This window comes from Rothia uropygialis, assembly GCF_004137765.1.
GTDB lineage: Bacteria > Actinomycetota > Actinomycetes > Actinomycetales > Micrococcaceae > Rothia.
Genome location: NZ_NOIS01000001.1, coordinates 187939 through 203756 on the forward strand (window position 1 = coordinate 187939; position 15818 = coordinate 203756).

Consider the following 15818-nt stretch of genomic DNA (forward strand, 5'->3'; position numbering starts at 1 on the left):
TAGCAAAGGAGCCCATCTTGGATACTAAATTCACTACCAAGAGCCAAGAGGCTCTGAACGCCGCAAACATGAACGCTCAGACTGCCGGGAATCCGCAGATCGAGCCAGCACACATCCTCAAGGCGCTTCTCGACCAGCGCGAAGGTGTTGCAGTTGCGGTGCTCAAGTCTCTCGGCATCGATATCGACGCTCTCTCGGCGCAAGCCAGTGACCTGATCAAGAAATTGCCCTCGTCCTCCGGGTCTTCGGTGGCCCAAGCGCAATTCTCGCGCCAGTCGCTCAAGGCGATCCAGAACGCGCAGGAGGCCGGGACCAAGCTGGGTGACGACTACATCTCCACGGAAGTTCTCCTCCTGGGGCTGGCCGAGGTGTCTGACAGCGACGCCGCTCGTGCCGTGGCCGATGCCGGGGCAACGGCTGACGCTATTGAGAAGACTCTGCCCTCCGTGCGAGGGGACCAGAACGTTTCGTCGCCGGATCCGGAAGGGACTTTCCAGTCCCTCGAGAAGTACGGCACGGACCTGACCGCCGTCGCGCGCTCCGGAAAGCTGGACCCGGTGATCGGACGCGATTCCGAGATCCGCCGAGTGGTGCAGGTTCTGTCGCGTCGCACCAAGAACAACCCCGTGCTCATTGGCGAACCGGGTGTCGGAAAGACCTCCGTCGTGGAGGGCCTGGCCCAGCGGATGGTTTCGGGTGACGTGCCGGAGTCCTTGAGGGGCAAGAGTCTCATTTCCCTGGATCTCGGTTCGATGATCGCCGGCGCCAAATATCGTGGCGAGTTCGAAGAGCGTCTCAAAGCGGTTCTGGACGAGATCAAGAAGTCCGAGGGGCAGATCGTCACCTTCATCGACGAGTTGCACACCCTTGTGGGTGCCGGTGCGAGCGAAGGTTCGATGGACGCCGGAAATATGCTCAAGCCGATGCTTGCCCGTGGGGAACTGCGTCTCATCGGTGCAACCACGTTGGACGAGTACCGGGAGAACATCGAGAAGGACGCCGCGCTCGAACGCCGATTCCAGCAGGTTTACGTGGGTGAGCCCACCGTGGAAGATACCGTCGGGATTCTCCGCGGGCTGAAAGAGCGTTACGAGGCCCACCACAAGGTTCAGATCGCCGACTCCGCACTGGTTGCCGCGGCCTCGTTGTCGAATCGGTACATCACCGGGCGTCAGTTGCCGGACAAAGCGATCGACCTCGTGGACGAGGCCGCTTCGCGTCTGCGGATGGAGATTGACTCGGCCCCTGAGGAGATCGACGAGCTCCGCCGCGCCGTGGACCGTATGACCATGGAAGAGCTGGCCCTGTCCAATGAGAAGGATCCGGCCTCGATCGAGCGGTTGGAGGCTCTTCGCGTGGACCTGGCCGACAAGCGTGAAGAGCTCTCGGCGCTGAATGCGCGGTGGGAGGCCGAGAAAGCCGGCCTGAACCGCGTGGGCGACATCAAGACCCAAATCGACGAGATGCGCTCGCAAGCCGAAGTGGCCCAGCGAGAAGGCAATCTGGCTGAGGCTTCCCGGCTCCTGTACGGGGAGATTCCCGCGAAACAACAGGAGCTCGACGCGGCTCAGAAGGAAGAGAACCAGCAACAGACGGCCAAGGAGACGATGGTCTCCGAGGAAGTCACTGCTGACGACATCGCGGAGGTCATCTCCAACTGGACGGGAATTCCTGCCGGCAGAATGCTCCAGGGCGAATCCCAGAAACTGCTCAACATGGAATCCGAACTGGGGAAACGCCTCATTGGGCAGAAGACCGCCGTGGGTGCCGTGGCAGACGCCGTTCGTCGTTCGCGTGCCGGTGTTGCGGATCCGGATCGTCCGATCGGCTCGTTCCTGTTTCTTGGGCCCACGGGCGTGGGCAAGACGGAACTGGCGAAGTCGCTCGCGGAATTCCAGTTCGATGACGAACATGCTTTGGTTCGTATCGACATGAGCGAGTATTCGGAAAAGCATTCCGTGTCTCGTTTGGTCGGCGCGCCTCCCGGATACGTGGGATACGAGGAAGGCGGGCAGCTAACCGAGTCAGTGCGGCGTCGTCCGTATTCAGTGGTTCTTCTGGACGAAGTGGAGAAAGCCCACCCCGAGGTATTCGACATTCTGCTTCAGGTTCTCGACGACGGCCGCCTGACCGACGGTCAGGGCCGTACCGTCGATTTCCGAAATGTGATCCTGATCCTGACCTCGAACCTCGGAAGTCAATTCCTGGTCGACCAGACCCTGGACGAGAAGGAAAAGCACGAAGCCGTCATGAACGTGGTCAACGCATCCTTCAAACCAGAGTTCCTGAACCGGCTGGACGAGATCATCATGTTCGACCCGCTCTCGAGCGAGGACCTGTCCAAGATCGTGAGCCTCCAGGTCCAAGCGATGGGCAAACGTCTGGGCGACAAGAGGCTTTCCCTGGACGTCACGCCCGCAGCGACCGAATGGCTGGGGATGACCGGGTACGACCCGGCATACGGCGCGCGTCCATTGCGCCGTCTGGTGCAACGGGAAATCGGCGACCGGTTGGCCAAGGGAATCCTGTCCGGAGACATTCACGACGGCGACGTCGTCCACGTGGACGTGAACCCGGACGTCGCCGCGGACGGGCTAACGGTGACGTCGAGCCGCTAGCTTCTCGCCCACCAACGGACCGAGGTGAAGATGGTGTCTTGCCGTCAGTCACATTCGATCGGCACGAAGGCACCGGTTGCGTCCGCAACCGGTGCCTTCATCACATCCGTTGCCGACCGATTCTGCTTCGCAGCCGCTCACGCGGCACGCCAGTCCAATCCGACGTGGTCCCGACCGACAGAATTGATGTCCGGGATGCCCATGAGCTGGAGTGTTCTCTGCATCTCGGCGCGGAAGATGGACAGTCCCCGAGCGACGCCTTCCGCCCCGCCGGCCATGAGGCCGTAGAGGTACGCGCGGCCGATCAGTGCGGCATCGGCACCCAAAGCGACGGCAGCGACGGCGTCCGCGCCCGACATGATTCCCGTATCGATCAGAATGGTTGCCTCTTCGCCCAGGCGCTCACGCACCTTCGGGAGCATGAGGAGCGGAACAGGGGCGCGATCCAGCTGACGGCCACCGTGGTTCGACAGCACAATCCCGTCCGCCCCGGCCTCGACCGCGCGCTCGGCGTCCTCGGGGGTCTGGATGCCTTTGACGATCAAATGCCCGTCCCAATGGGAACGAAGCCACGTCAATTCGCTGATGTCGAGACTTGGATCGAACATGTCACCAATCGTTGCAAGGCTGTGGCTCGGTGTCCCACCGAAATTCGTGAAGCCCAGCGGGGCCGTGGTCAGGAAATTGATCCACCACTCCGGTCGATAGGAAGCATTGAGGAATGTCTTGGGTGTGAGCCGAGGCGGAAAGGACATGCCGTTGCGCGCATCGCGGTGGCGTGCACCGGCAACCGGTGTATCCACCGTAACGAGCAGGGTATCGAAGCCTGCTCGCGCGGCTCTGTCCACGAGGGAGAAAGATGTCTCCCGATCTTCCTTCCAGAGGTAGAGCTGAAACCATGTGCGCCCGTCCGGGCCTGCTTCGGCGACGCGCTCGATCGTCTCGGTCCCCATCGTCGACAACGAGAACGGGATCCCAGCCGCATGGGCTGCACGCACGCCGGCAATTTCGCCTTCGCTGTGCATCATGCGCGTGAAGCCAGTCGGTGCGATCGCCAAGGGCATCGAGACTTCGGAGCCGCAGACGCTCCTCGTGAGGTTCACATCGGAAACGTCGCGAAGAACCTGAGGATGGAAGACCACATCGTCGTAGGCCTGCCGGGCCCGACCGAGGGACAACTCACGCTCTGCCGCACCATCCACATAATCGAAGGGGCCTTTGGGTGTGCGGCGGCGGGCGATCTCGCGAAGATCCCAAATGTCCTGGGCACGTTCGAGGCGGTGAGCTCGTCTGTCCACCGGCAGACCTTCGAGCTTGATGAAATCCTTGAGCATCTGACGGTCCGGGAACTGCCTGGTCAGCGGGGCCAGACGGTTCTTCCTGGCGGACTTTATGGACATGGCTCTCCTTCTCCTCGAGCGGGTCTGCGCTTTCACCCTAGTCTTTGCGCAGCGCCAATCGCCTGTGAGGAGCTCATGGACGTCCGATACTGTGGGAGTGTGACTTCTCCAGCACCCGACGCCGCGGATCGCCTCGGCAACGCGCATCAAGCGGCACTTCGTTCCATCGCCAGGGTGGTGGACGAAACGGCGACACCGACACCGGAAAGAGAAGCTCGCGAAGGCATCGCCCAACTTCTCCGGCAGGGCCCGGCGCTTATCGTCACGGGAGCCGGGGTCTCGACAGGGTCCGGGATACCGGACTACAGGGGACCGAAGGGCTCCCTCCGTCGACATCGCCCCATGACTTACCAGGAATTCCGGCACGACCCGGATGCCTCGCACCGCTACTGGGCCAGATCATTCGTAGGCTGGCGCCTCATGAACCAAGCCGCACCCAATGTTGTTCACTACGCTCTGGCGGAGCTCGAGCAGGAAGGCCTCGTGGGCGGCGTCGTGACACAGAATGTCGACGGGCTCCATGCGCAGGCTGGAAGCAAGAGGCTCGTGCCATTGCACGGGGACCTCAGTCGGGTCGCATGTCTCGTGTGCGGGCACACGGAAGATCGGCGTGCCCTCGACCTCCGCCTCAAGGCTGCGAATCCGGGGTACCTGGAATCCATTACCCTGGACCCGAGCCTGGTGAACCCGGACGGCGACGTCGAGCTCACGGGGGAATGGGTCGAACGTTTTCACATGGTCGGTTGCCTCGTGTGCGGCTCGACGCTCCTCAAGCCCGACGTCGTGTACTTCGGTGAACCCGTGCCGACCGTTCGGAAACAGGCCGCTCGTGAGATGCTCGCCGCATGCACGTCAGTTCTCGTGGCGGGGTCGTCGCTGGCCGTCATGAGCGGATTGCGCATCGTCCTGGACGGTTTGCGGCAAGGAAAGCCATTGGCCATCATCAATGGTGGCCCCGGACGCGCGGATACGAGGGCCACTTACCTCTGGCGGAGCCCGGTGGAACCGGCCTTTCTCTCGCTGCTTGATGAGCTGGGACTATAGCGCTTTCTTCCAGGGCTGAACCGGATGCCCGTGTCACCTACGTTCCCCGGTGAGCATACTACTGACAAACCATGTACCCTTAACAGACGGAAGATTGACGGATATTCCGGTGCCGCATTGTGTGCCCATCACAGTGCCGCCGCCGGAGCGAGCGATAAGAGGGGGTCACGCCATGGGGCGCGGCCGTCAGAAGGCTAAGGCAACGAGGCAGGCGCGGGAGATCAAGTACTTCAGCCCGCAAACCGATTATTCGGCGCTCGAACGAGAACTTAGCGCGGCGAAGGATCGGCGAGCCGAGCGAGACGATGTCCACTCGAATGAGGACGAGTACTCGGGTTACGCAGACGAGTACGGCGACGATCCCGCAGAGGATCGATAAGCTCATTCGGGCGTTGGCGCCTGCCACCCAATCGTCAGAAGCGCACCGGTTGACAACGTCAACCGGTGCGCTTCTGTCTAATATTCTGTTTGAACCGATCCGCAGACGGCGCCGCACACCACAATGGCACGGAGCGCCGTCTGTCAAACGGTCGGAGGTCTAGCTGTAGGATCCCACCATGCGGACCGCGCCGCCGTTGACGCCTTTAGCGCCCTGGACGTAGTCGGGACCCTTGTCTGCAGGCGGATTCGCTTGAGCAACGGTTCCCAGCGTCCACGAATTCACGCCTCGATCGTTGAGGTGCCTCACAGCGTCCTCCGCCACGGACGGATCCACGATCGCGACCATGCCCACACCGAGGTTCAGCGTACGTTCCAGATCCGGCTCCGGAACTTTCCCCAACTCGGCGATGACGCGGAAAATCGCGGGGATCTCCCAGGAAGCCCGATCCACGCGAGCCTCGAGGCCCTGGGGGAGAACGCGGGCCAGATTGGCCGCAAGCCCTCCGCCGGTAACGTGCGAGAATCCGCGGACGCCGTGACCGAGCTGGCCGTCTCCGCCCAGCACCGGGAAGGTGCGGGCCAGATCGAGGACGTCTGCGGCGTAGACCCGGGTCGGCTCCAGCAGCTCTTCGCCCAAGGTGCGTCCGAATTCGGAGACCTCCCGGTCCAGGGACCAGCCGGCCAGATTGATGACCTTGCGGACCAGTGAATAGCCGTTCGAGTGGATGCCGGAAGAAGCCATGCCGATCACGACGTCGCCCTCGCGCACGCGATCCGGTCCGAGGAGCTCGTCAGCTTCGACGATTCCGGTGGCCGCACCGGCGACGTCGTACTCATGCTCGCCCAGGAGGCCCGGATGCTCCGCGGTTTCCCCGCCCACCAGGGCGGTTTCCGCGACGGAACATGCGGAAGCGATTCCTCGTACGATGTCCGCGATACGCTCGGGAACCACGCGGCCGCAGGCTATGTAGTCGGTCATGTACAGCGGCTTGGCACCGACAACGACGATGTCATCGACCACCATGCCGACCAGGTCGTAACCAATCGTGTCGTGAATATCCAGAGCCTGGGCGATCGCCACTTTGGTTCCCACACCGTCCGTCGACGTCGCAAGGTACGGCTTCCGGTATTGCGTCAGGGCCGAAATGTCGAAGAGCCCCGCAAACCCGCCGACACCGCCGACGACGCCTTGTTTGTGCGTCTGCTTGACGGCTTCTTTCATGAGCTCGACGGCACGATCACCGGCCTCGACATCGACGCCTGCGCTCGCGTACGTCAGGGGCGCGGTGGTCTGGTGGGGTTGAGCCATCTATGGTCCTTTGAAATCGGTGGGGTGCTGTCAGTTCTTGTGTGAAGCTCGGTCTTGAGGGAGAATCAGCGATTCCAGATCCGAATCCGGCCCGGGTTCGCACGAGGAGTTCTCGGCCATTGTCTGCTCGTCTTCCGGCGTGACTCTGGGTGCCGAGGGATCGGACGAGATCGGGCGCGGGGCTCGAGTCGACCTCGTCGAGCCCGCGGACGAGGAACGATGCGCATCGAAGAAGTTCTTCCCGAGACGATCGGCATCGGGCAGAGCAATGGGATAATCGCCCGTGAAGCACGCGGTGCACAGCCGCTCCCTGGGCTGCTCGGTGGACTGGATCATTCCGGCTTCCGAGATGTACCCGAGTGAATCCGCGCCGAGGGACTTGCCGATTTCATCGACGGACATACCGTTGGCGATCAGCTCGGCCCGGGAAGCGAAGTCGATTCCGTAGAAACAGGGCCACTTGACCGGCGGGGACGAAATGCGGACGTGGACCTCAGCTGCACCGGCCTCTCGGAGCATCCGCACCAGGGCCCTCTGAGTATTGCCGCGAACGATCGAATCGTCGACGACGACCAGTTTTTTGCCCGCAACGACGCTACGCAACGGATTCAGCTTGAGCTTGATCCCCATTTGCCGCATCGTCTGGGTCGGCTGGATGAAGGTTCGTCCGACGTACGAGTTTTTGACCAAGCCGTTTCCGTACGGAATCCCTGATTCTTCTGCGAAGCCGATGGCAGCAGGGACCCCGGATTCGGGCGTGGGCATGACCAAATCGGCCTCGACGCCATGTTCTCGTGCCAGCTGGCGGCCCATCTCCACGCGGGACTCGTACACCGCGCGGCCGTTGATCACCGCATCCGGACGCGACAGGTACACGTGCTCGAACACGCAGCCGGCCGGCGTCGGCTCGGCGAATTGACGGGAACGCACACCGTCTTCGTCGATCGCGATGAATTCACCGGGCTCGACATCGCGGACATAGGTTGCACCCACAATGTCCAAAGCAGCCGACTCCGAGGCCACGACCCACCCGCGATCGAGACGGCCGAGAACGAGCGGACGGACGCCGTAAGCATCACGGGCAGCATAAAGCGTGTTCTCATCGATCAGAGTGAGGCAGAACGCGCCCTGCACGGTGGGGAGCAGCTTCATTGCTGCTTCCTCGAGTGAATCGTGCGGGTGCTCTGCGAGGAGCGAGGTGACCAACGCCGTGTCGGTGGTATTTCCTTGAGCGACTTCACCTGCTGATGGGAAACCTGACTTGTCGATGAGCCGATCGTAGAGATCCGCCGAATTGGTGAGATTGCCGTTGTGCGCGAGAGAAACGGTGCCGTGCGGCGTTGATCCGAGGGTCGGCTGGGCATTGGCCCACGTGGTCGCGCCGGTGGTGGCGTAACGGCAATGCCCGATTGCCATGTGTCCACCGAGTGTGCCGAGGATGGTTTCGTCGAATACCTGGGAAACCAGGCCCAAGTCCTTGTAGACCGAGATGCGTTCGCCGTTACTCGTCGCGATGCCCGCGGACTCCTGTCCGCGGTGCTGTAATGCGTAAAGACCGAAATAGGTGAGAGTCGCTACGTCCTCGCCCGGAGCCCAGACACCAAAAACACCGCATTCATCCTGTGGGCCTTTGTCAACTGGGTGGAGGTCGTGTGACAGTTTTCCGTCGGGTCGAACCACGAAAGCTTCTTCCTGAATGTGCGGTCAGTGTTCTTCAGCGCCGTTGCCGCCGGCGCTGAGCAACGGGAACAAGTCCAAGTCTATCCGGAACTAGCCGTCCTGCGAGAGGTGAATCAGTCCTCAGGATCCTCGTCAATGCGTACCGCGCGGAACCTTGTGGCTTTCTTCCGGGAAATTCTGTCGGCGATCAGCCCGACAACGGCGCCGAGAACCGCGCCCAGGGTTCCAAAGATGACGGCCATCATGCCGAAGATTGCGCCAAGGGTGTATTTCTGGTCCGCAGGACCCAAGAACGTTGAGATCGCGGCGACGATCAGGCCCAGCACCAGGCCGGTGACGAGGAAGGCAATGACCGAGGGCGCGCGACGGACGAGCACCTCGCGTTCGGCGGGACCACGGTCAGAATTCGGAGACTCCCGGGGGGCCGAGGGCTCGTCGGATTCCGGGGGAGCAGAAGAGGAGTCGGTCATTGCTTCAGGTTACCTTTTTCCGACGCGCGCTTCATCGCGGTCCGGGTTGAGAAGAGGGGTAGGAGGGATGAGAGGTCGCTACGGTTCCCAGAGGCATCCACCGAGCCACCTGCGCGGGCCTCTTCCCAAGTCATGAGGCCGGTAACAAGGCCCAACCATGTTTCCGCCGTGGTCTCGACGACGTTCGGGGGAGTGCCGCGGGTATGCCGCGGGCCTTCGACGGCCTGCGTGACTCCGAAGGGCGGGACCCGGACCTCGACCGAATTGCCGGGGGCACGGTGGGCCAATTCCTCGAGAGCGTATCGGACGGCGGTGGCTTTGGTCTTGCGATCCGTCGCCGTTGGGTCGGATTCCCACGAATGGAGTGCTGCCAGGCCGACCTCGTCGGTGATCTTGCGCCGGGCCATGGGTCAGTCCTCCTCGAACGCGGATCCGAGCCGAACCTGGCCGACCGGCTTGCCTCCGCCTGTGATGGGCTGGAGCACGCGGGGCAGGAGCGCTTCGACCGAGTCCTGGGCGATGTATCCCTGCCGAGCCAGGAGAGTCAGAGCTACCAACGTGACAGCTCTGAAGGACCCGTCCAACGACTTGACTGCTACCGCCGCCCCGTCCCGGGTGCCGATGGCCAAGACCCCTTCCGCGCCGAATTTGGCGATGACGTCGAGCTGTTCCATGACGAGGGTATTGGGCTTGCCGTGGTTCTGGACCATTTCCGGATAGTCGGCCATGGCGGTCGCCAAGGTCGCGGTTCGGGCATCCGCCTTGATATTGCGTATTGCCTCGCCCAGAGTTCCGTATGCGCGCGCCAAACCGTTCAGGCTGAATGCCGGAACGGGTGCGCCGCATCCGTCCACACCAATGGTCTGGACCGGTTCGCCCGTGAACTCTTCCACGATCTCCATGACGAGTCGTTGCAAAGGGTGTTCGGGGTCCAAATATGTCCCGGTGTCCCACTCGTTGTGGACGCAGGCTGCAAGGAACGCGGCGTGCTTTCCGGAGCAGTTGAAGGCGATACGTTGTTTTCCCATGTCATGTGAGAGCAAGTAGGAGTGCGCGCGTTCGTCCTTGGGGAAGGCCTCGGGGCACTGCAGATCGCGCGGCGAGAGCCCCGCATTCTGCAGGATGTCCGCGACCACTTGGATCTGTTCGAATGAGCCCTCGTGCGAGCCTGCGGCGATGGCCACCTCCGCGCCGCGCAAGGGAGCGCCTGCCTTGAGCGAGGCGATGGCCTGAAACGGTTTGAGGGTCGAGCGGGGGAAGATCGGGGCATCGGTGTCGCCGACCGTGTGGGCGATTTCGCCGTCGGGTGAGACCACCGCGGCCGCGCCAATGTGGCGGGACTCCACGAAGCCGCTCCGCTCGACGAGGGCCAGCTCGGCCGCATTTTCCCAGCTGAAAGTCTGCATAGAGGTCATTGTTCCACGACCGCCCGTGTGACGGCTGTGCCCGCCCGTCGGCCGAGCGCAGAAGCAGGCGGCCTCGTGGTGAAAGCCTGTCTGCGTTGACGCCGCCCCGATCCCTATAGGACGCCGCACTAGTCGATCGTGCGGTGTGTTTCCGTGATCTTGCGGATGAAAGGCGCCACGACGAGCGCAACAATACCCAGAACCCCTCCGACGAAGAAGGCCGCGTGAGAGCCGCTGACTTGTGCCTCCCCGGCCGAGGAGCCTGTGGCGACCGCGATTCCGGTGCCCACGGTCAGAGCCGCGGTCAGGATCGCCGTGCCCGTGGCCCCACCGAGTTGTTGGAGGGTATTCATGATGGCCGAACCGTGGCTGTAGAGGTTCTGGGGCAGAGATCCCAAGGCGACGGTCATCATCGGCGTCATGATCATGGCCATGCCGAGGCTGAAGACGATGTGGACCCCGACGATGAACCCGACGCTGGTATCCGGATGAATCAGGAAGAAGAGCCACTGCCCGGCAGTGAGCATCACCGTGCCGGGAATGACCATGGGGCGAGGCCCGAATTTGTCGTAGACGCGCCCGATCAGCGGCGAGAGCAGACCCTGCAGGAGGCCGCCGGGCAACATGACCAGCCCGACCGTCATCACATTGATGCCCATACCGGACTGCATCAGAATCGGCAGGACCATCACGGATCCCAACATCACGGCCATCGCGATCATGAGCACGGATACCGCCAGCCGGAAGTTGCGCACGGCAAAGGGCCGCAGATCCAACAAAGCCGATCCGGATGCCTTCTGAAGTTTCCGTTGGCGCGAGGTGAAGAGGACCAGCGCGATGATGCCGATGACCAAACCGATCAGCGGGGTCAAGCGGCCTTCTGCGATTGCACTCACGGAGCCCAGTGCGTAGACGATGCCGCCGAAGCCCAGAACTGCCAATACGACGGAAGCCAGGTCCAAGGGGAGCTTCCGAGTGTGGCCCGTGGGCTTGAGGAGGAAGAAACCGACGAGCAGGACGATGACGCCCAACGGGAGCATCATGCGGAAAACCCAGTGCCAGCTCAGCGCGTTGACAATGATTCCGGAGAGAGTTGGGCCAACGGCAGGGGCCACCGCGATGACAACCGAGTTGAGGCCCATGACGGTGCCTCGGTGCGCCGGCGGGACCATGATCAGGGTGGACGTCATGAGGAGAGGCAGAACAATCCCCGTGCCGCCCGCCTGAATGACGCGCCCCGCCAGAATCGTTGCGAAATTCGGTGCGAAAGCAGCCATTGCCGTGCCCATGACGAAGAGCGACAGCGCGACCAGGAACAGGCGTTTGATGGTGAATCGCTCGAGCATCCAGCCCGTCGTCGGAATGATGCAGGCCATCGTGAGGAGAAAGCCGGTGGTGAGCCACTGTGCGGTGGCGGCACTGATCTCGAAGTCCGCCATGATGTCCGGTAGGGCAACGGTCAGGACCGTCTCGTTGAGGATCATGATGAGGGCGGAGACTACGAGTACAGCCAATACGCCGACGATGTGTTTGGTCGGTAGAGCCTCGGGTTGGTCCTCGGGGGTGGCTCGCGCCTCGGTGGCGACGACTTCCGAGAATTGCCCTGTTTGCGGGCTCGCTGGCGAAGGACCAGGGGACATGCACGTACCTGATTTCTGTGAGGGGTGAACCCCGATGATGTCACGGAGTGCCACTTTGGCGTAAGTGCCATGGGCGTGTGATATTTGGCATGGCCGTAATGTCGAAAGGGGTCCCCATGGATCAGACGGTTGACCTGCGAACACGACGCAAACTGCAAACTGAGCGGGAGATACATCGTGCAGCCTTGGAACTCTTCGAACAGCAAGGCGTCCGGGCAACGACAGTTCCGGAGATCGCGGCTCGAGCGGGTGTTTCTCCACGCACCTTTTTTCGTTACTTCTCGACCAAGGAAGAAGCCGCGTTGCCGATCCAACGCACCATGGCGCGGGCCATCGACCGAGTGGAATTCTCGGCCTCCGAACCGACCGCGGTCCTCGAGACTGTGGAAGACATGATGGAGGCGACCCTGTCCGAACCAGCCGCGTCCGAAATCGAGGACCACCGTCGTATCTCTCGGCTCCTAGCCAGAGACCCGGAGTTCACTGTGGCGGCTACGGGAGAGGAAAAAGAGCTCCTCGAGAGACTCCTCGACCGACTCAGGGAACAGCTTCCCGACTATGCAGGGCTTCAAGGGCTCCTGATCTGCGAGACGGCCCTGATGGGGTGGCATGTCGCCTGGCGACAATGGGGTGAACAGGCTATCCAGGGGACAGTGAAGGAACCAGTAGATGTCTACCGCGAATGCCGCGCGCAGTTGCGGAGTATCGTCGGGACGGGGTTATTGCGTCGATGATGTGATGCGGGATGGATGTGCGAGTCGAGCACCCAGATATGCCTTGGTTCCTTCCGTCATGACTGGTGCTAGCCAGACCGTGATGTTAGGTTACCTGCCGGAGAATCTCTTCAGTCGGTTCCTGATATGCAGGGTGAGCGGTGTCGTTGTCCTCGGATCTGCCGCAGGGTACAGGGAAAATAACCCGCGTCTCGCGCAGACCTACTGATCCGTGCGCCACCGGGAGAAACGCGATTCCAGTCCAACCAGCAGTGAATTGACAATCAGTCCCAGCAGCGCAATGGTCAGGACGCCGGCATACATCTGCGGGATCAGGAAGCTGTTCTGACTGGAAGTGATGAGGAACCCCAGCCCGGACTTCGCCCCGACCATCTCCGCCGCGATGAGCACCAGGATCGCGGCCGAACCCGCGATGCGAATGCCGGTGAAGATCGTCGGGACGGCCGCGGGCAAAATGATGTGCCGAAACAGCGCTGCCTGGCTCAGCCCGAGCGTCTTGCCGAAACGGATCAAGAGCGGGTCCACCGTTTTGAGACCTGCCGCCGTGTTGAGCAAAACCGGGAAGAACGCCGCGTAGATGACGATCACCACCTTGGACAGCTCTCCGATCCCCAGAAGCAGGACGAAGACTGGCAACAGGGCCAGTGCGGCCGTGTTTCGGAAAATCTCCAGAAGCGGATTCAGTATCTCGTAGGCGGCCCGGTACCAGCCGATGACCAAACCGAATGCGATTCCGAGGACCGCGGCGATCACGAATCCCACTAACGACCGGGCGAGGCTGGCCGAGAAATGCGACCACAGTTCGCCCGATACCAGAAGATCCCACCACGCGCCGACCACCACATGGAATCGGGGAAGGAAAACCTGGAAGGTGGGGCTTCCGAGAAGCGGAGCGAATTCCCAGAGCACCGCGAAAAGGACGATAGGAATGGAACCCAGAACCGATTTCCGGAGCCGCGGCCGCTGTTGGGACGGACCACGGGGGCGGCGGCCGGGCGAAGTCGCACGGCCCGCGTCGGGTGACGTAGGCGAAGCGGAATCAACAGATGCTTGCGCGGTTGTGGTGCTCATGGGTTTCCTAACGCGTACCGGCGGTTGCGGGTTCTGTCTTGGCCTCCGGGGAGGCCGGATCTTCGGAAGCTGGAGTGTGCAGCAGGCTCCATACCTCGTGGCGTGCCCTGACGAAGGTTTCGCTCGAACGGACGTCCCGTCCGGGCTCGACCGTATGGTTCGCGACCTCGACGACGTCTTTGACCCGACCGGGCCGGGACTCAAGGACGACGACGCGCTGGCCCAGGTATACGGCCTCTTCGACCGAGTGCGTGATGAACAGGACCGTCGTCCCGGTGTCCTGCCAAATGCGAATCAGCTCGGTCTGAAGAGTCTCCCTGGTCTGGGCATCGAGTGCGCCGAACGGCTCGTCCATCAGGAGAATCTCCGGCTCGTAGGACAATGCCCGCGCGATTGCGACCCGCTGCTTCATTCCTCCCGAGAGTTGATGCGGATACCGGTCCTCGTATCCGTCCAGACCAACCAACCGAAGAAAACGGTCGGCCTTCTCGCGCAGGTCGTGAGTCTTGAGATGCGAACCTTTGGCCGCGGTGTTCTTGAGCGCGAACACCACATTGTCCCGGGCGGACTTCCACGGCAACAACGCATATTGCTGAAAGACGACACCGCGGTTGCGTCCTGGCCCCCGAAGAGGCTTTCCATCGATCAAGATCTGCCCCGTAGTCGCCGAGGTCAATCCGGCCAAGAGGTCGAGGATCGTCGTTTTACCTGACCCGGACGGACCGACCAGAGTGACGAATTGTCCCTGCTCGATACTGAAATTGATATCGTCCAGAACGGTCGTGATCGTGGGCGTTGACGCAGACCGGCCGGGCGTGGAGAACTCCTTGCCGAGACCTTTGATTTCTATTTTCGATACATGCTCGCTCATGGGACTCCTCAAGACTGCCGGATGAGATCGTTGGTGTAGTACTTTCCCGGTTCGACCGGTTGGCTGACGATTTTCCGAGTGCGGAGCCACTCTTCCCACCGGGTAAAATCGTTGTCCTGCATGATCCCGCCATGGGTGAGCCCGGTGGATTTCCAATACTGGAGGGGAGCGGGGTCTTCGCCCCGTCCTCGGTCGCTGACGATCTTCACCATGCGCTCGACGACCTTTTCGCGAGGTTGTTCGGTGGCCCAGCGAACGGCTCGGTCGGAGCCGTGAGCCACCTCCCGGGCGAGGCCCGGGTTCTGGTCGATCCATTCCTGGCGCATGACCATTTGGCCAGCGGAGAATTTGCCGAAAAGGTCGACGTCGCGGGCCATCTCACGGAGTGTTCCGTGCTCCCGGACGAGATCCTGCGCGATGCCGTCGATCACACCCGCATCGATGTGGCCCCGAAGAATGGAGATCTCGATGTCGCTGGGAGGGATGGGGACCAAAGTGACGTTCTTGACCTGCTCCGGGGTGGCGCCGGAATGTTCCAACAACTGAAAGATAAAAGCTTCCGAGTGTGCGCCCAGAGTATTCATTCCTACGGTTTTTCCGATGAGGTCCAGAGGGTTCTTGGTGTCTGCGTCTTTCGAAGAATATAGCCCGACATAAGTCTCTTCGTCGGATCCGTAATAATTGGACGCCGCCCGAATCGGAATTCCGGCCTCCACGAGTTTGATCACGGCTCCGGAAAAGGCGTGCCCGATGTCGGAATCTCCCGTCGCAACGGTTTGTATGTCCTGTGGTCCGCTCGTCGTATTGCCGATGTACTTCAGCTCCGCCGTGGGCAGGTACCCCAGATCCTGGGCGAGCTCGGCGAACAGCACTGTCTGCGGCCAACCCTGATATCGCACCACCCGGCTGACCTCTGCGGATTGGGAGGACTGCCCGCAACCGGCGAGCGACGCCGTGGCAGCGATTCCGGCCAACCCGGCCAAGCCCGACAAAGCCCTTCGCCTTCCGATAAGGCGGAGGCCGGGCGGTGAATTCGGGGGAGTGACGGGGGCGACCAAGGGCGTTCTCCTCCACGGAAATTGGTATCAGCTGCTTTTGCGGTGTGCCTGAAGGCGACTCGGTTCATCTAATTCAGGTTTCCGATAATTCTTGAGAATAGACAATACGAACCCGGTTCCCCTGCATCAATAAGCG

At 62.0% G+C, this 15818-nt stretch carries 14 protein-coding genes; 4 read left to right on the forward strand and 10 right to left on the reverse strand.

The window, feature by feature from the left end; translation table 11 throughout:
• The first annotated feature begins 17 nt into the window (after window positions 1–17).
• On the forward strand, window positions 18–2618 hold the full coding sequence (clpB, locus tag EWV35_RS00855) for an ATP-dependent chaperone ClpB (RefSeq protein WP_129657312.1): 2601 nt from the start codon (window positions 18–20) through the stop codon (window positions 2616–2618).
• A gap of 137 nt (window positions 2619–2755) precedes the next feature.
• On the opposite strand, the gene EWV35_RS00860 is transcribed toward clpB, so the two are convergent.
• Complete coding sequence (locus EWV35_RS00860; RefSeq protein WP_129657314.1) at window positions 2756–4018, reverse strand: alpha-hydroxy acid oxidase; 1263 nt, start codon at window positions 4016–4018, stop codon at window positions 2756–2758.
• A gap of 99 nt (window positions 4019–4117) precedes the next feature.
• Between EWV35_RS00860 and EWV35_RS00865 the strand changes: the two genes are divergently transcribed.
• Both EWV35_RS00865 and EWV35_RS00870 read left to right on the forward strand, forming a co-directional pair.
• Window positions 4118–5062, forward strand: coding sequence for a Sir2 family NAD-dependent protein deacetylase (locus EWV35_RS00865; protein WP_238653983.1), 945 nt, complete (start codon window positions 4118–4120; stop codon window positions 5060–5062).
• 172 nt (window positions 5063–5234) lie between these two features.
• Window positions 5235–5441, forward strand: a complete 207-nt coding sequence (locus EWV35_RS00870) for a DUF3073 domain-containing protein (protein ID WP_129657318.1) — start codon at window positions 5235–5237, stop codon at window positions 5439–5441.
• 159 nt (window positions 5442–5600) lie between these two features.
• Here EWV35_RS00870 and purM read toward each other — a convergent pair whose 3' ends face one another.
• The 6 genes from purM to EWV35_RS00900 all read right to left on the reverse strand — a co-directional run bounded on the left by purM (window position 5601) and on the right by EWV35_RS00900 (window position 11948).
• On the reverse strand, window positions 5601–6752 hold the full coding sequence (gene purM / locus EWV35_RS00875; protein ID WP_129657320.1) for a phosphoribosylformylglycinamidine cyclo-ligase: 1152 nt from the start codon (window positions 6750–6752) through the stop codon (window positions 5601–5603).
• A gap of 30 nt (window positions 6753–6782) precedes the next feature.
• A complete protein-coding gene (purF, locus tag EWV35_RS00880) occupies window positions 6783–8432 on the reverse strand; it encodes an amidophosphoribosyltransferase (RefSeq protein WP_129657322.1) in 1650 nt (549 codons plus the stop codon).
• 113 nt (window positions 8433–8545) lie between these two features.
• A complete protein-coding gene (locus EWV35_RS00885) occupies window positions 8546–8902 on the reverse strand; it encodes an MFS transporter (protein WP_129657324.1) in 357 nt (118 codons plus the stop codon).
• A complete protein-coding gene (locus EWV35_RS00890) occupies window positions 8899–9309 on the reverse strand; it encodes a sterol carrier family protein (RefSeq protein ID WP_129657326.1) in 411 nt (136 codons plus the stop codon). Before EWV35_RS00890 ends, EWV35_RS00885 begins: the two co-directional genes overlap by 4 nt.
• Window positions 9310–9312: 3 nt before the next feature.
• Entirely contained in the window at window positions 9313–10308 is a 996-nt protein-coding gene (locus tag EWV35_RS00895; RefSeq protein ID WP_129657328.1) for an asparaginase, read from the reverse strand.
• A 128-nt stretch (window positions 10309–10436) separates the two neighbouring features.
• Window positions 10437–11948, reverse strand: a complete 1512-nt coding sequence (locus EWV35_RS00900) for an MDR family MFS transporter (protein ID WP_129657330.1) — start codon at window positions 11946–11948, stop codon at window positions 10437–10439.
• Window positions 11949–12064: 116 nt separating this feature from the next.
• On the opposite strand from EWV35_RS00900, the gene EWV35_RS00905 reads away from it, so the two are divergent.
• Window positions 12065–12682 (forward strand): TetR/AcrR family transcriptional regulator, encoded by a 618-nt coding sequence (locus EWV35_RS00905; RefSeq protein ID WP_238653985.1) that lies wholly within the window; start codon window positions 12065–12067, stop codon window positions 12680–12682.
• A gap of 201 nt (window positions 12683–12883) precedes the next feature.
• Here the strand turns inward: EWV35_RS00905 and EWV35_RS00910 are convergent, their stop codons facing one another.
• Genes EWV35_RS00910 through EWV35_RS00920 form a run of 3 tightly spaced genes read right to left on the reverse strand, consistent with a single transcriptional unit; the run spans window position 12884 to window position 15616 of the window.
• Entirely contained in the window at window positions 12884–13753 is an 870-nt protein-coding gene (locus EWV35_RS00910) for an ABC transporter permease (protein ID WP_129657334.1), read from the reverse strand.
• 7 nt (window positions 13754–13760) lie between these two features.
• Entirely contained in the window at window positions 13761–14624 is an 864-nt protein-coding gene (locus EWV35_RS00915) for an ABC transporter ATP-binding protein (protein ID WP_129657336.1), read from the reverse strand.
• Between the two features lie 8 nt (window positions 14625–14632).
• Entirely contained in the window at window positions 14633–15616 is a 984-nt protein-coding gene (locus EWV35_RS00920; protein WP_165168266.1) for an ABC transporter substrate-binding protein, read from the reverse strand.
• Window positions 15617–15818: the final 202 nt, after the last annotated feature.

What these genes read in the sequence shown, in the direction of transcription:
- EWV35_RS00910 (WP_129657334.1), bottom strand. Translation starts at nt 13,753, where the DNA reads ATGAGCACCACAACCGCGCAAGCATCTGTTGATTCCGCTTCGCCTACG.
- EWV35_RS00890 (WP_129657326.1), bottom strand. Translation starts at nt 9,309, where the DNA reads ATGGCCCGGCGCAAGATCACCGACGAGGTCGGCCTGGCAGCACTCCAT.
- EWV35_RS00915 (WP_129657336.1), bottom strand. Translation starts at nt 14,624, where the DNA reads ATGAGCGAGCATGTATCGAAAATAGAAATCAAAGGTCTCGGCAAGGAG.
- EWV35_RS00895 (WP_129657328.1), bottom strand. Translation starts at nt 10,308, where the DNA reads ATGCAGACTTTCAGCTGGGAAAATGCGGCCGAGCTGGCCCTCGTCGAG.
- EWV35_RS00860 (WP_129657314.1), bottom strand. Translation starts at nt 4,018, where the DNA reads ATGTCCATAAAGTCCGCCAGGAAGAACCGTCTGGCCCCGCTGACCAGG.
- EWV35_RS00870 (WP_129657318.1), top strand. Translation starts at nt 5,235, where the DNA reads ATGGGGCGCGGCCGTCAGAAGGCTAAGGCAACGAGGCAGGCGCGGGAG.
- EWV35_RS00900 (WP_129657330.1), bottom strand. Translation starts at nt 11,948, where the DNA reads ATGTCCCCTGGTCCTTCGCCAGCGAGCCCGCAAACAGGGCAATTCTCG.
- EWV35_RS00885 (WP_129657324.1), bottom strand. Translation starts at nt 8,902, where the DNA reads ATGACCGACTCCTCTTCTGCTCCCCCGGAATCCGACGAGCCCTCGGCC.
- purM (WP_129657320.1), bottom strand. Translation starts at nt 6,752, where the DNA reads ATGGCTCAACCCCACCAGACCACCGCGCCCCTGACGTACGCGAGCGCA.
- EWV35_RS00905 (WP_238653985.1), top strand. Translation starts at nt 12,065, where the DNA reads ATGGATCAGACGGTTGACCTGCGAACACGACGCAAACTGCAAACTGAG.